We start from the raw sequence: 14,995 nt of genomic DNA on the forward strand, positions 1-14,995 counted from the left end.
CTCAGGTCGTACTCGCGGGCCGACCGTCGCGCCGGCCCGCGAGTCGCGTCACCAGCCACAGCACCACACCGATCCCGAGCAGCACCCCGGCCGTCCGGTACTGGGTCACGGGCCGGTCGACCCACGGCAGGACGAGGAACAGGCAACTGGCCGCCCCGAGCACCGGAAGGATCGTCGGCGCGCGGAAGTGCCGGTGCTCCACGTGGTCCCGGCGCAGGACCAGGGCGGCGACGTTGACGATCGCGAACACCCCCAGCAGGAGCAGCGCCGTCGTCCCTCCGAGTTCGGGCACCCCGCCGACGAAGACGACGAGACCGACCGCGAGCAGCGTCGTGAACGCGATCGCGACATAGGGCGTGCGGCGCGTGGGGTGCACCCGCCCCAGGACGGCGGGCAGGACGTCCTCGCGGGCGATGCCGTAGACCAGCCTGCTCGCCATCAGCATGTTGATCAGCGCGGTGTTGGCCACCGCGAACATCGTGACGAAGGCGAAGATCCCGACCGGGAACGCCGGCGCGCCGACCTCGACCACCCGCAGCAAGGGCGTCTCGCCCGCCCCGAGCTCCTCGGGCGCGACGAGCGCGATCGCGGTGATCGATACGAGCACGTACACCAACGCGGCGAGACCCAGGCCGAGCAGCAGCATCCGGGGGAAGATCCGGGTGGGCTCCTTGCACTCCTCGGCCATGTTCACCGAATCCTCGAACCCCACCATCGCGAAGAAGGCCAGGGCCGTCCCTGCGACCACCGCGGAGAAGACGGACCGGTCGCCGGGATCGATCTCGACCACACGCGAGAAGTCCCCGCCGCCGAAACCCAACGCCCACATGCCGATCGCGACGATGATGAGCAGGCCGCCCAACTCGACCATCGTGAGCACCACGTTGGTCTTCACGCTCTCGCCGACCCCGCGGAAGTTGATCACCGCCAGGACGAGGACGAAGACCAGCGCGATCACGGTGATCCCGGCCGTGCCGGCCAGGTCGAGTCCGAAGGCCTCGGCGAAGTTCGCGGCGAACGCCCGCGCAGCAGTGGCGGCAGAGGTGATGCCCGAGGACATCACGGCGAAGGCCACCAGGAAGGTCAGGAAATGCACGCCGAACGCCTTGTGCGTGTAGAGCGCCGCTCCGGCCGCCCGCGGATACTTCGTGACCAGCTCCAGATAGCTGAACGCGGTCACCGTCGCGACGGCGAACGCGACGAGGAACGGCAGCCACACCACGCCGCCGACCTCGTTCGCGACCTCCCCGGTGAGAGCGTAGATGCCGGTGCCCAGGATGTCGCCGATGACGAACAGCAGGAGCAGACCCGGTCCGAGGACGCGGACGAGCTGGGGTGAGTCGGTCGTCTCGGCCACCGCAGGCCCCCTTCCGCACCCTGTCCGCCGATGGGGGACCGGCCGGATATCAGGGCAGCAGACCCGATTTTCGCGCGGCGACGACGGCCTCGTGGCGGGAATGGACGTCGAGCTTGCTCATGGCGCTGCGCAGGTAGCTCTTGACCGTCTCGGCACCGACCGACAGGCGCTGGGCGATCTCGGCGTTGCTGCACCCCAGCGCCACATGGGACAGCACGTCGGTCTCGCGCGGGGACAGCACGACGTCCGTCGGTTCCGGTTCCGTTCCGTCGAGCACCCCGGCGAGACGGTCGGACAACGAGCGGAGCTTCTCCTGCAGCGCCGGATCGGTCGTGCCCTGCGCGAGCACCCGCAGCTCGGCGTGGACCTCGCGGACCTGCGCGGTCGCGACGGGATCGCGGTCGCCGGACGACCGCTCGAGCATCGCGAGTCGCCGATCGACCTCGTCGCGCACCTCGATCTCGTGCGCGAGACGTGCGGCCGCCTGCGCGAACGCCGTCACCGCCCGATCACCGACCGGCGCGCACTCGCGCGCGGCGCCGTACAACACCGCGCGGGCCTTGCCCTCGACGAGTACCGGCACGGCGAGGATGGACCGCAATCCCTCGTACAGAACGGGACGGTCGAAGTGGTGCGTGATCGACGCAGAGCGACCGTAGTCCGACACCGTCACCACCCGCGACTCCGCGAGGACGCGACCGCCGAGACCGGCCCGCGGAGGCACCACGACCCCCGCCAGGCTGTTGGTGCGGGTGCCGAAGAATTCGCTGAGCTGCAGCGATCCCTGCTGGACCTCGCCGGCGAAGACCACCGGCAACTGTGCCTGCGCCGCGGTGCGGCGGAGTTCACCGCGCAGGGCGTCACCGTCACGGGGACGCAGCAGCGCCGACGAGGAGGACGACACGAACGCCACCCCTTTCCGGGGGTATCGGGGAACATGGTGTGACTCGAATCATAGACGTCGAACGGGTGTGCTCCACAGATCAGGAACACCCTGGCCGGTACGGACGAAAGGACCACAATGGGCGACACAGCGAGCCGCGTGCGGACACTGCTCGAGCGGTACGACACGGCAGACGCCTGCGCAGCCCGACTGCTGTGCGACGACCATCCCGCCGACGCGGTGGCGTTCACCGTCGTCGACGCGGACCTGAGCTCCACCGATCTCACCTACGGCGAGCTCCGCGAACGGTCGATCCGCTTCGCCGCGGCGCTGGCGGATCTCGGTGTCGAACCCGGCGACCACGTCGCGACGCTCATGGGCAAGTCGGCAGACCTGGTGGTCGCGGTTCTCGGTATCTGGCGTCGCGGCGCCGTGCACGTGCCGCTCTTCACCGCCTTCGCCCCGCCGGCGATCGCCTTCCGGCTCGACGCGAGCGGCACCAAGGTGGTCGTGGCCGATCGTGATCAGGCCGGCAAGCTCGCCGCCGGATCGGATCTTCCCGCCGAGGTGCCGTGGCAGGTCGTCGTGGCCGGTGAGGGAGACGCCGACGCGTCCGGGCGTGGGGCCCGCGACTTCGGCGAGCTGGTCGCCGCGCAGTCGGCCGACGACCCGCGTGGCGAGGCCGTCGCCGTCGGCGCCGAGGGGCGCCTGGTCCAGCTGTTCACCTCCGGCACGACCGGCACTCCCAAGGGTGTTCCCGTCCCGGTGAAGGCGCTGGCGTCCTTCCACGCCTACCTGGAGTTCGGCCTCGACGTGCGCAAGGACGACGTCTTCTGGAACGCGGCCGATCCGGGATGGGCGTACGGGCTCTACTACGCGCTACTAGGGCCGCTCGCGGCCGGTCGGCGCAGCCTCCTGCTGCACGCCGGTTTCTCGCCCGCGCTCACCTGGCAGATCCTCGACACCTTCGGGGTGACCAACTTCGCGGCGGCCCCGACGGTCTACCGCAGCCTCAAGGCCGACACCGCCGAGCACCCGCCGGTGCGGCTGCGTCGTGCCTCCTCGGCCGGTGAGCCGCTGACCCCGGACGTCCTCGAGTGGTCGAAGGAGACCCTCGGTGTCGTGGTGCGCGACCAGTACGGACAGACCGAACACGGCATGTTCGTCGTCGACGCGTGGGCGGACGAGCTGCGCGAGGACACCCCGGCGCGTTCGATGGGCAAGCCGCTGCCGGGCTGGAGCTGCGCGGTGCTGCGCGAGGACAGCGACGAGATCGCCGAGCCCGGTGAGGTCGGACGCGTCGCGATCGACGTGCACGCGAGCCCGCTCGTGTGGTTCACCGGCTACGTCGACGCACCCGAGAAGACCGCCGACCGGTTCAGCGAGGACGGCCGCTGGTACCTGACCGGCGACGCCGGCAAGGTCGACGAGAACGGCTTCTTCTTCTTCTCGTCCCGCGACGACGATGTGATCATCATGGCCGGTTACCGCATCGGCCCGTTCGACGTCGAGTCGGTGCTCGTGATGCATCCCGACGTGATCGAGGCTGCCGTGGTGGGTCTGCCGGACGAACTGCGGGGGGAGGTCCTCGAGGCGTTCGTGGTGCTGCGGGAGGGTGTCGAGGGCGACGACGCGGTCGAGGCGGAGCTGCAGAAGCTCGTGAAGCAGAAGTACGCCGCCCACGCCTACCCGCGCGCGGTGCACTTCGTGCCGCACCTGCCCAAGACGCCGAGCGGCAAGGTCCAGCGCTTCAAGCTGCGCCAGGCGGGCGCTGTGGGCTGATCGGCGCACGACGGCCCGATCGGTGAATGACAGGGGAGCGGGGCGCGGCGGCTAATCTGGAAGTCATGGCTACCCGCGCTCCGCTCGTCCCCGGCACTCCGACTCCCGTCCGGGAGGTGCCCGCATCGATCGAACGGCCGGAGTACGTGTGGAAGCCCACGGCGAAGGAAGGCAACGAGCCGTGGGTGCAGACACCCGAGACGATCGAGAAGATGCGACTCGCGTCGAAGATCGCCGCACAGGCCCTCGTCGAGGCCGGTAAGGCTGTCGCGCCGGGCGTGACCACCGACGAGATCGACCGCGTCGCGCACGAGTACATGTGCGACCACGGCGCCTACCCGTCGACCCTCGGTTACCGCGGCTTCACCAAGTCGTGCTGCACCTCGCTCAACGAGGTCATCTGCCATGGCATCCCCGACTCGACCGTCGTCGAGGACGGCGACATCGTCAACATCGACGTCACCGCCCACATCGACGGCGTCCACGGCGACACCAACGCCACCTTCCTGGCCGGCGACGTCTCCGAGGACGTCCGCCTGCTCGTCGATCGCACCCGCGAGGCCACGATGCGCGGCATCAAGGCGGTCAAGCCGGGCCGGGCCCTCAACGTCATCGGCCGGGTCATCGAGTCGTACGCCAACCGCTTCGGCTACGGCGTCGTCCGCGACTTCACCGGCCATGGTATCGGCGAGACCTTCCACAACGGCCTGGTGATCCTGCACTACGACCGGCCCGACATCGACACGATCATCGAGCCCGGCATGGTGTTCACCATCGAACCGATGATCAACCTCGGTACGCCCGACTACGAGATCTGGGACGACGGCTGGACGGTCGTCACCAAGGACCGCAAGTGGACCGCGCAGTTCGAGCACACCATCGTCGTCACCGACACCGGCGCCGAGATCCTCACCCTGCCGTGACCTCCGCTCGCTGAGCGAGCACGGAGTTCGGCCCCGACCCGGAAAGGGTCGGGGCCGAACCTGTTCCGGAAGGCGGCCGGCCTGGGGTGCCGCGTTGCGGGCGACCTGTCAGGTCGCGCCCACGCACACCGCGGCCACCAGCAGGGGGAGCACCACAGGGTCGTCGTCGGCGACGCGTCGACGATCCACGACCACAGCGACGACCACGACCGGGTCCACGTGACGAGGGTCGCGGCGAGACCGCCGATCACGACGACGGACGCGGCGGCCGTCAGCAGACCCGTTGCGCGCCAACGGTGCTGGATTGCCCCGACGAGCATCGACAGCGCAACGATCAGGAGCATGGTGGCGAAGAAGCCCAGGAACTGCACCACGGAACTGTCGGTGACGAAACGCAGGATCCCGAACATCCGCATGTCCACTCCCCAGCCCGTCGTCGATACGGCAAGAGGCGGAGCACGGACTGCGGCCATGTAGCGTTTGCCCATGGAATCGAGGACGGTGACCACGCCCGGTGGGGACGTGCAGGTTCGGATCGGCGGCCCCGAAAGTCGTTACACGGTGCTGCTCTTCCCCGACGCGGGGGAGGACGCAGGTGTGTACGACGTCGTGTGCGAGCGGCTGCACACGTCCGACCTGCGGACGATCGTGGTCGAGAAGATCGACGGACTCGCGCCCGCCGACGTGTTCGCCCTACTGGACGCCCTCGCCCTGCCCTGGGTTCATCTGGCGGGCAGCGGCGCGGGAGCCGAACTGGCCTGGGCCGTCGCCGCAGGACGCTTCGGACGCTTCGCGAGCCTGGTGGTCGCCGACCGCGGCCATCCCGCGGTCGCGGATCGTGACGGCACGGTGCGCGACGCGTCGGCGCCGCCCGCGGAGGTGCCCACCACGATCGTCGTGGGCGATGCCTCGCGTCGACCCGAAGCGGACGCATCGATGCGCTACGTGACGGGAGAGTTCCGGGTGGTCGAACTCGCCGGGGTCGCCAACGTGCCCGCCGAGGCGCCCACCGACTTCGCGTCCGCGATCGCGCTGCGCACCGGAAGCTGGTGAGACGCGTGTGGCCTGCGGCCCGGAGAGGGCAGCAGGCCACACGGCGCTGGTGAAGGTGCTCGGAGACCCCGAAGTTCAGAGACCCAGCAGGGCGTTCTCGACGAGTTCGGGCAGCGCGGGGTGGATCCAGTACTGCCCGGTCGCCATCTCCCGCGCGGGCAGACCGAACGACATGGCCTGGATGAGCGGCTGGATGACCGTCGACGCCTGGGCCCCGATGATGTGGGCGCCGAGCAGCAGACCCGTCGACCGATCGGCGATCAGCTTGCAGAAACCTTCGGTGTCCTCCATGGCCCAGCCGTAGGCGACGTTGCCGTAATCCTGGATCTTGACGGAGATGTCGAATCCCACCTCCCGGGCCTCGGCCTCGGTGAGACCGACCGACGCGATCTGCGGATCGGTGAACACCGCGGAGGGGACGTAGCGGTGGTCCGTCCGCTGCAGACCCGTGGTGTCGCCGCTCCACGCGTCGTGCAACAGGTTGTGCTGGACGACCCGCGCCTCGTGGTTGGCCACGTGCTTGAGCTGGTAGGGCGACGACACGTCGCCGAGGGCGAACACACCCGCCGCGGACGTGCGCTGGAACTCGTCGACCACGATCCGGCCCTTCGCATCGAGTTCGATGCCGGCCGCCGCGGCGTCGAGCAGGTCACCGTTGGGCTGCCGACCTGTCGCGACGAGCAGGGCGTCGCCGCTCACGACGGTGCCGTCGGCGAGTTCGACCTCCACGCCGTCGCCGACCGGACGGAACGCCCGGGCCGGATTGGCGAGGTGGACGTCCCACTTGGCCGCGGCGAGCGCCGTGAACCGCTCGGAGACGTCGGCGTCGAGGTGCCGCAGTAGACGGTCGGTCCGCGCGATCACCGACACCCGCGTGCCGAGCGCCGAGAAGACGTGGGCGAACTCCATCGCGATGAAACCCGTCCCGAGGATTACGAGGGACTCGGGCAGTTTAGGCAACCGCATGATGCCGTCGCTCGTGTGATATCTCACACCGGAATCGAGTACCTCCTGCGGGATCGCGGGCCGCGAACCGGCCGCGACGACCACCTGGTCCGCGGTGATCACCTCACCGGTTCCGGTGTCGATGCGGCGCTCGCCGACGAACCGCGCGTGACCGTCGTAGACGGTGACGTTCGCGCAGTCCTCGCGGCGGTAGCGCTCGCCGCCCGCAGCGATGGGATCGATGCGACCGAAGACCCGGTCGACGATGTCGTTCCACCGCACTCCGTCGATCGACGCGTCGACGCCGTACTTCGCCGCGGTGCGGACCGTGTGGGCGACCTCCGCGGCGTAGACGTACATCTTCGTGGGGATGCAGCCCACGTTGAGGCAGGTGCCCCCGAAGGTGCCTTCTTCGAGGAGAGCGACGCGCTTCCCGTCGTACCGCTCGTCGAGGATCGAATTCCCCGATCCTGTGCCGATGATCGCGAGGTCGTAGTGGGTCACGCGTGCTCTCCCGTGAGTCGGTGCAGTACGGAAACGGTGGCGGAGTCGTCGGAGTCGTCGGCCTCGGTTCGGGAACCGGAGGTGTCCGCCTCGTCCGCTCCGTCCAACCATTCCAGCCACAAGTCCAATTCCCGGAAGGCCTCCGCCAGGGGACCGGGTGTGGACAGGAACACGTCGTGACGGGCACCGTCGATCGGCACGATCGTCGTGCGGTTGCCGAGGCATCCCGCCCATCGGGCTATCTGGCGGACGTCGAGGACCGCGTCGACGGTGTCGACGCTCGCGTCGTACCGCGGAGCGAAGCGCGAGGCACCGGACCGCAGGATCAGCGACGGCACCCCGATGTCGAGCCCGCGGTGCAGGACGGCCTGGCCCCGCCGCACGGCACGTAACCAGCCGAAGCGGACGGGGAACCCGGTCAACGGCTTCCAGTCGAGGTCGTAGCGCCAGCCGTCGCACTGCAGGCTGCGGCCGTAGGCCTCGGTCTTCGGCAGCGGTATGAGCGCGCGCGGGCGGAGGCGGCCGACGATGTCGACGGCCGCCGTGCCGACATTGCGCAGGTAGGACGGTCCCTGCAGGTCGAACCACGGACTGTTCAGGACGAGACCCACGATGCCCGCCGCGGCAACCCCGCCGGGCCGGCGACGGAGACGGTCGAGCCACAACGGCAGGACGAGCCCGCCCGTCGAGTGGGCCGCCAGCAGCACACCGCCACCGACCTCCTCGCGCACCACGCGCAGCGCCTCGTCGAGTTCGGCGTCGTAGTGGGAGAGATCGGTGACGAAGTGAGGGGTGTGCCCGGGTGCCCGCGAACGACCGCACTTGCGCAGGTCCAGCGCGAAGAAGCGGTAACCGCGCGCCGCGAAGTGCTCGGCGAGGTGCTGCTGGAAGAAGTAATCGGTGAAGCCGTGGACGTAGAGCACCGCCCGGTCGGGGAGATCGGTAGACGGAGGCTGGTAGCGCACCAGGGTCGCCGAGATCTCGCCTTCGCCGTCGGGGTCGATGCCCAGCGGCAGTTCGAGCTGTTCGTAGCCGTCTCCGAGGACGTCAGGACGCCAAGTAGTCACTATCACACCCTAGGTGTGTTCGCCGACCACCGCTCATGGGTACACAATGAGGTGAAATGAAACGCCGGACCACGCGCGGGTAACCTGTCGGTCGCATTCGCGCGCCGCGTTGACGGGACACCCACGCGAGACGGTACCTCCGTACTTCGGCGGCGCGTGCGAACCAGACAAGGAAGTCGATTTCCCAGTGTCAGAGAACGTAGTAGCGAAAACCGATGTAGTGCTCGTGGGCGCGGGCATCATGAGCGCAACCCTCGGTGCGTTGTTGCGTCAGGTGCAGCCCGACTGGTCGATCACCGCGTTCGAGCGCCTCGACGCCGCGGCCGCCGAGAGCAGCGACCCCTGGAACAACGCCGGTACGGGCCACTCCGCGCTGTGTGAGCTCAACTACACTCCTGAGAAGCCGGACGGTTCGGTCGACATCGCGAAGGCCGTCAACGTCAACGAGCAGTTCCAGGTCTCGCGCCAGTTCTGGGCGTACGCCGTCGACAACGGCATTCTGTCCGACCCCAAGAACTTCATCAATCCGGTTCCGCACGTCAGCTTCGTACACGGCGCCGAGAACGTGAAGTACCTGCGTGCCCGCTACGACGCCCTTGCCGGCCATCCCCTCTTCGAGGGCATGGAGTACACCGAGAGCCCCGAGGTCTTCACCGAGCGTCTGCCGCTCATGGGCAAGGGCCGCGACTTCTCCGACCCGGTTGCCCTGAATTGGACGCAGACCGGCACCGACATCGACTTCGGTGCCCTCACCAAGCAGCTCATCAACCACGTCGCGGCCTCCGGCGGCACCGTCTTCTTCGGCCACGACGTCACCGACGTGTCCAAGCAGTCCGATGGCAGCTGGATCGTGAAGGTCCGCAACCGCCGCACCGGCGAGTCGCGCAAGGTCCAGGCGAAGTTCGTCTTCGTCGGCGCCGGCGGCGGCGCGCTGCACCTGCTGCAGAAGTCGGGCATCAAGGAGATCAAGGGCTTCGGTGGCTTCCCCGTCTCCGGTGCCTTCCTGCGCTGCACCAATCCCGAGGTCATCGCGCAGCACAGCGCCAAGGTCTACGGCAAGGCCGCGGTCGGTGCCCCTCCGATGTCGGTGCCGCACCTCGACACCCGCGTCATCGGCGGCAAGCAGGGTCTACTCTTCGGTCCCTACGCCGGCTGGTCGCCCAAGTTCCTCAAACAGGGCGGCATCATGGACCTGCCCAAGTCCGTCAAGCCCGGAAACCTGATGTCGATGCTCGGCGTCGGCGTCACCGAGCTCGGCCTGGTCAAGTACCTCGTCGGTGAGCTCATGCAGTCGCCCGCCGACCGCATCGGCACCCTCGCCGAGTTCGTGCCCGAGGCGCGCCTCGAGGACTGGGAGCTCATCGTCGCCGGCCAGCGTGTGCAGGTCATCCGCCGCAAGGGTGCGGGCGGTGTCCTCGAGTTCGGTACCGCCGTGGTCAACGCGGGTGACGGTTCGATCGCCGGTCTGCTCGGTGCGTCGCCGGGTGCCTCGACGGCCGTTCCGGCCATGCTCGACGTCCTCGAGCGCTGCTTCCCGCAGCAGTGGGCGGGCTGGCAGTCCAAGCTCCGCGAAATGGTCCCGTCGCTCGGTCTGAAGCTGTCCGACAACCCCGACCTGTTCCGCCAGGTATGGGACCACAGCACGAAGTCGCTGCAGCTCGACGTCGTCTCCGACACCGTGGCCGAGGCACCCGCAGAGGCCGCCGCGGTCTGATCCGATCACTGCACCTGTGGCCCGGGGCGATGCCCGGGCCACAGGTGTCCCGAAGGTGGGTCCGATCGGATTCGCCCCGACACGAGAGATGGGGAGATGCCCGTGTCCGCTGCCGCTGAGGACGAGACCAGTTACCTGGTCGGACTCGATCTCCGTGGACGCCGCGTCGTGATCGTCGGAGGAGGCAGCGTCGCGCAGCGGCGTCTCGGTCTGCTCGTCGCGTCCGGTGCCGACGTCCACGTGGTCGCCCGGGCCGCGACCCCCGTGGTCGAGAGCATGGCGACGAAGGGCCGCATCTCCCTCGACCTGCGCGACTACCGCGACGGCGACCTCGACGGCGCGTGGTACGCCATGGCCTGCACCGACGAACCCGAGACCAACGCAGCGGTCGTCGCCGAAGCCGAACGCAACAGGATCTTCTGCGTCCGCGCGGACAACGCCCGTCACGGCAGTGCCGTCACCCCCGCCACGGCCCGCTACGAGGGTCTGACCGTCGGCGTCCTCGCCGGTGGCGACCACCGCCGGTCCGCCGCCGTGCGCACCTCGATCCGTGACGCCCTCGCCGGAGCGGCCGTCGCCGAGTTCGCCGAGACCGCGCCGAAGCCGGTCGGCGTCGCCCTCGTGGGCGGAGGACCGGGCGATCCCGACCTGATCACCGTGCGCGGTCGACGCCTCCTCACCCGCGCCGACGTGGTCGTCGCCGACCATCTCGCCCCGCAGGAACTGCTCGCGGAACTCGACTCGCACGTCGAGGTGATCGACGCGGCGAAGCTCCCGTACGGACGGGCCATGGCCCAGCAGGTCATCAACGAGACCCTCATCGACCGCGCAAAGGCCGGCAAGTTCGTCGTCCGACTCAAGGGCGGCGACCCGTACGTCTTCGGTCGCGGTTACGAGGAGCTCGAGGCGTGCACCGCGGCCGGCATCCCGGTGACCGTCGTCCCCGGCATCACCAGCGCGATCTCCGTGCCGTCTGCGGCCGGGATCCCCGTCACCCACCGTGGGGTCACCCACGAATTCGTCGTGGCCAGCGGCCACGTCGCGCCCGGACATCCCGACTCGCTCACCGACTGGGACGCGCTCGCCAAGCTGCGCGGCACCCTGGTCCTGCTCATGGCCGTCGAACGCATCGAGCAGTTCGCCGACGCCCTGATCGCCGGCGGACGTCCCACCGACACCCCCGTGGTCGTCGTGCAGGAGGGCACGCTGAGCAGCCAACGTGTGGTGCGTGCCGATCTGTCGACCGTCGCGCAGCGTGTCCGGGACGAGGCCGTGCGCCCGCCCGCGATCGTCGTGATCGGGCCGGTGGCCGGATTCGGACTCGATCCGCGGACCGGCTCCGACTCGGACGGTGGGTAACGTTGGATCACGTGTCAGCCACTTCGCATCCGTCGGCCACCCGCGCGGTCGCTCTGGCCATGCTGGTCCTCAGCGGCCTCCAGTTGATGGTCGTGCTCGACGGAACGGTCGCGAACCTCGCGCTCGCGCCGCTGCAGAGTGATCTGGGACTGTCGGATGCGGGTCGCAACTGGGTCCTCACCTCCTACGCCCTCGCCTTCGGCGGGTTGATGCTCCTCGGCGGCCGTCTCGGCGACAGCTACGGACGTAAACGCACGTTCATGGGCGGAGTCGGCCTGTTCACCCTGGCGTCCCTGCTGTGCGGTCTGGCGACCGGCGAGGCGATGCTCATCGGCGCCCGCGCCCTGCAGGGCGTCGGCGCCGCGGTCGCGTCCCCGACCGCCCTCGCGCTCGTCGCGACGACCTTCGCCGCAGGTCCGGCACGCAACCGCGCCATCGCGGTCTTCGCGGCCATGACCGGTGTCGGGTCCATCGCCGGACTGATCCTCGGGGGTGCGCTCACCCAGCTTTCGTGGCGCTGGATCTTCCTCATCAACGTCCCTATCGGCGTCCTCATCGTCGTGCTCGCCGCGATCGCGCTGCGTGAGACCGCCTCCGAACGCCTCGCGCTCGACGTGCCGGGCGCGATCCTCGCGACACTCGGATGCACCGGCCTGGTCTTCGGTCTCACGGAGGGTCCCGAAGTCGGTTGGTCGAGCCCCTCGGTCATCGGCGCGATCGTCGCCGGCTTCGTGCTGCTCGGAGTGTTCCTGCTCGTCGAGCGGCGGGCGGAGAACCCGCTGCTGCCGTTCGTGCTGTTCCGCAACAAGGACCGCGTCGCGACCTTCGTGGCGATCTTCTTCGCGGGCGCCGTGATGTTCAGCCTCGCGGCCTTCGTCGCCCTGTTCGTGCAGGACATCCTCGGCTACAGCCCGCTCGCCGCGGGTCTGGCCTTCGTGCCGTTCGCCTTCGGTCTCGGCGGTGCCGCCGCGGTGTCGTCGAAGCTGGTCGCGCGGATCGAACCGCGCTGGCTCGTGGTCACCGGCTCGGCGATCATGACTGTCAGCCTGCTCTACGGCTCGACCATGGACGGCAGCGTCCGCTACTTCCCGACCCTGTTCGTGCTGGTGCTCGTTGTCGGCTTCGGGGTCGGCCTGGCCGTGGTCCCGCTGCCGCTGTGCGCGATATCCGGGGTGGGACCGCACGAGATCGGACCGCTCTCGGCGATCGCGCAGGTCGCCCAGACTCTCGGAGGTCCGGTCGGCCTCGGGGTGATCGGTGCGATGGCCACCTCGCGGACGATGTCGCTCGGTGGTGTCTCCGGAGCCGTCGCCGACATGACCGACGCCCAGCTCGTCGCCCAGGGCGAGGGATACATGTTCGCGCTCGTCGGCTGCGCGGTCTGCGCGGTGATCGCCGGTGTCGCCGCGCTGTTCATCCGCTTCACTCCCGAAGAGGTCGCGCAGGCGCAGGAGGCCGAGAAGGCCGCGCAGACCTCCTGACCGTCGGACCGTCACCGTGGCGGACGAGCGACCGCTGCGGCGGATGAGTTTGCTCACGCCTGCCACGCACGACCCCCGGGTACCCGACACTCATGCAGGTCGGTGTTCTCGAACGGGGCAGATTCGTCGGATCGTGGATGGTCCGCGCGGTGCGCGAGGCCGGACACGAGCGGTACGTTGCCCTCCAGGCGTTCCGGTCCACGCTCGCCGCGGTCGTCGCGTGGCTCGTCGTGACCGAGGTCTTCCACTTCCAGCAGGCCTTCCTCGCGCCCTACGTCGCGGTCTTCCTCGTCGAGGCGACACTCGTGCGCTCGCTCCAGCAGGCGGTGGTGCAGGTCGGGGCGGTGGTTGCGGGTCTGCTGGTCGCGGTCGTGGTGACGCGGCTCGTGGAGTCGACGACCGCTGCGATCGGCATCGCCGTGGCGATCGGCTACTTCGCGGGTCGCTGGCGACGGTTCGGGGCCAGTGGAATCTGGGTGGCGATCACCGCGCTGCTGGTGATCGCGACGGGCGCCTCGGACAGCCCGATCCTGCTCGGTGAACGACTCGCGGAGACGGCGATCGGCGCGGCGATCGGCGTGGCCGTGACGGCGCTGGTCTTCCCGCCGGTGTACTCGGCGGGCAAGGAGGCCCGCGAACTCACCGGTGAGCTGCGCGACCTGCTGCGGGACATGGCGTCCGGATGCCGTGAGGGATCGTCGGGGGTGCGGGACTGGGTGCAGCGCGCGCGGGGCGTCGACAGCCTCGTGCAGCGCGCCTTCGAGGAATCACGGTGGGCGCACGAGAGTGCCCGGATGAATCCACGCCCCGCCGCTGCACGGGCCGGGGAATGGGCACGTCGCTGGGACCGGACCCTCGACGACCTCTCGTCGGTGTCCAGCGCTGTCGAGGAACTCGCGCACGCTCTGGACCCCGTACTCGGCGACGACGTCGCCGAAGCCGACCGTCGCCGCCTGCGGACGGGGATCGCAGCGATGCTCGACGCCCTCGCCGAGATGGTCGATGCCGTGGGGGCGGGCCGGGAGGTCGACCCCGACGGGACGTGCCGCAGCAATCTCACCGACCTCGAACGGTTCGCCACCGAATCGGACGACCTGGTCCTGACCGCACGACTCGGCGCCGTCCTGCACACGGCTCGCCGGATCGTCGCGGCGATGGGACTCGAGGTCAGGTGAGCACGACCAACTCGGTCGGCGACTCCACCTCGACCCTCAGTCCCGCCTTCGTCGCGACGCGGGCGAGCGCTCCGATATCGCTCGGCTCCGCGCGGGTGAGGACCAGCGCGCGGGCCAGCAGGCCCTTGTGGTGCTTGTTGAAGTGGCTGACGACCTTGCGGGTGCCGTCGGGCTGCTCGGTGAGCACGGTTGCGGTCACCGCACCCAGCACGGGACCGAGCTGCTGGTAGATCCCGGAGCGGAGATCGACCACGAGGTCGCCGCCGGCTTCGGCCACCAGCGCGTCGGTGAGCTCGTTCCGCCACACGGACTTCACGGTGCCGAAGCCGGGCAGTTTCGACCCTCCGGAGAGGCGGTAGGCGGGGATCGGATCCGCAGCCCGGACCGCGCCGAACAGCGCCGACCCGATGCCCAGGCGTCGATAGGCCTTGTCGCGCTGCGCCTTCGTGAAGGCTCCTGCGTCGAGAGCGTCGTACAGCACGCCGGTGTACCGCTCCAGCGCCGGGCGGGTGGGGGAGACCCACAACTTCGCGTTGCGTTCGATCTCGTCGGCGCCCTTCGTACCCAGCCCGAGTGCGCGGCTCGACTCCTCGGGGTCGGCGGAGAGGTCGACGAGGGCCTGCACGAGCATCTCCCGCGTCTCCGTCAACTGCGGCATCGACAGGTCGGCGAGATCGAGCGGTCCGCCGTCGCCGCCGTCGGACTTGGTTTCGGAAGGGGGGAGAAGCACCAGCACAACCGGTAACCGTACC

12 protein-coding genes are annotated in these 14,995 nt (G+C 69.5%); 7 read left to right on the forward strand and 5 right to left on the reverse strand.

Features of this window, described 5'->3' with window-relative positions; genetic code table 11:
* Position 1: 1 nt before the first annotated feature.
* Both QR64_RS20360 and QR64_RS20365 read right to left on the reverse strand, forming a co-directional pair.
* Positions 2–1,357 carry an APC family permease gene (locus QR64_RS20360; protein WP_019289129.1) on the reverse strand — a complete coding sequence of 452 codons (1,356 nt, stop codon included), beginning with the start codon at positions 1,355–1,357 and terminating at the stop codon, positions 2–4.
* Positions 1,358–1,406: 49 nt separating this feature from the next.
* Positions 1,407–2,270 carry a LuxR C-terminal-related transcriptional regulator gene (locus QR64_RS20365; protein ID WP_006554249.1) on the reverse strand — a complete coding sequence of 288 codons (864 nt, stop codon included), beginning with the start codon at positions 2,268–2,270 and terminating at the stop codon, positions 1,407–1,409.
* Positions 2,271–2,378: 108 nt separating this feature from the next.
* Here QR64_RS20365 and QR64_RS20370 point away from each other — a divergent pair, with 108 nt between their 5' ends.
* From QR64_RS20370 to QR64_RS20385, 3 genes are all read left to right on the forward strand, one after another.
* Positions 2,379–4,022, forward strand: a complete 1,644-nt coding sequence (locus QR64_RS20370; RefSeq protein ID WP_019289131.1) for an AMP-binding protein — start codon at positions 2,379–2,381, stop codon at positions 4,020–4,022.
* A 65-nt stretch (positions 4,023–4,087) separates the two neighbouring features.
* A complete protein-coding gene (gene map, locus QR64_RS20375; protein WP_039586983.1) occupies positions 4,088–4,945 on the forward strand; it encodes a type I methionyl aminopeptidase in 858 nt (285 codons plus the stop codon).
* Positions 4,946–5,431: 486 nt separating this feature from the next.
* Complete coding sequence (locus QR64_RS20385; protein WP_024100650.1) at positions 5,432–5,998, forward strand: alpha/beta fold hydrolase; 567 nt, start codon at positions 5,432–5,434, stop codon at positions 5,996–5,998.
* A 75-nt stretch (positions 5,999–6,073) separates the two neighbouring features.
* Here the strand turns inward: QR64_RS20385 and mtr are convergent, their stop codons facing one another.
* The gene (gene mtr, locus QR64_RS20390; RefSeq protein WP_006554243.1) at positions 6,074–7,447 is read right to left on the reverse strand and encodes a mycothione reductase; all 1,374 of its coding nucleotides are present in this window, start codon (positions 7,445–7,447) and stop codon (positions 6,074–6,076) included.
* On the reverse strand, positions 7,444–8,514 hold the full coding sequence (locus QR64_RS20395; RefSeq protein ID WP_039586985.1) for an alpha/beta hydrolase: 1,071 nt from the start codon (positions 8,512–8,514) through the stop codon (positions 7,444–7,446). The genes mtr and QR64_RS20395 overlap by 4 nt, the downstream gene beginning before the upstream one ends.
* A 187-nt stretch (positions 8,515–8,701) precedes the next feature.
* Here QR64_RS20395 and mqo point away from each other — a divergent pair, with 187 nt between their 5' ends.
* The 4 genes from mqo to QR64_RS20415 all read left to right on the forward strand — a co-directional run bounded on the left by mqo (position 8,702) and on the right by QR64_RS20415 (position 14,243).
* Positions 8,702–10,228, forward strand: coding sequence for a malate dehydrogenase (quinone) (mqo, locus tag QR64_RS20400; protein WP_024100652.1), 1,527 nt, complete (start codon positions 8,702–8,704; stop codon positions 10,226–10,228).
* 96 nt (positions 10,229–10,324) lie between these two features.
* On the forward strand, positions 10,325–11,587 hold the full coding sequence (cobA, locus tag QR64_RS20405) for a uroporphyrinogen-III C-methyltransferase (protein WP_006554239.1): 1,263 nt from the start codon (positions 10,325–10,327) through the stop codon (positions 11,585–11,587).
* 59 nt (positions 11,588–11,646) lie between these two features.
* Entirely contained in the window at positions 11,647–13,068 is a 1,422-nt protein-coding gene (locus tag QR64_RS20410; protein ID WP_228045118.1) for an MFS transporter, read from the forward strand.
* A 92-nt stretch (positions 13,069–13,160) separates the two neighbouring features.
* A complete protein-coding gene (locus tag QR64_RS20415; RefSeq protein WP_039586987.1) occupies positions 13,161–14,243 on the forward strand; it encodes an FUSC family protein in 1,083 nt (360 codons plus the stop codon).
* On the opposite strand, the gene yaaA is transcribed toward QR64_RS20415, so the two are convergent.
* Positions 14,236–14,979, reverse strand: coding sequence for a peroxide stress protein YaaA (gene yaaA / locus QR64_RS20420; RefSeq protein WP_006554234.1), 744 nt, complete (start codon positions 14,977–14,979; stop codon positions 14,236–14,238). The genes QR64_RS20415 and yaaA overlap by 8 nt on opposite strands.
* Positions 14,980–14,995 lie beyond the last annotated feature (16 nt).

This window comes from Rhodococcus sp. Chr-9, assembly GCF_000801125.1.
GTDB classification, from domain to species: Bacteria; Actinomycetota; Actinomycetes; order Mycobacteriales; family Mycobacteriaceae; genus Rhodococcus; species Rhodococcus pyridinivorans.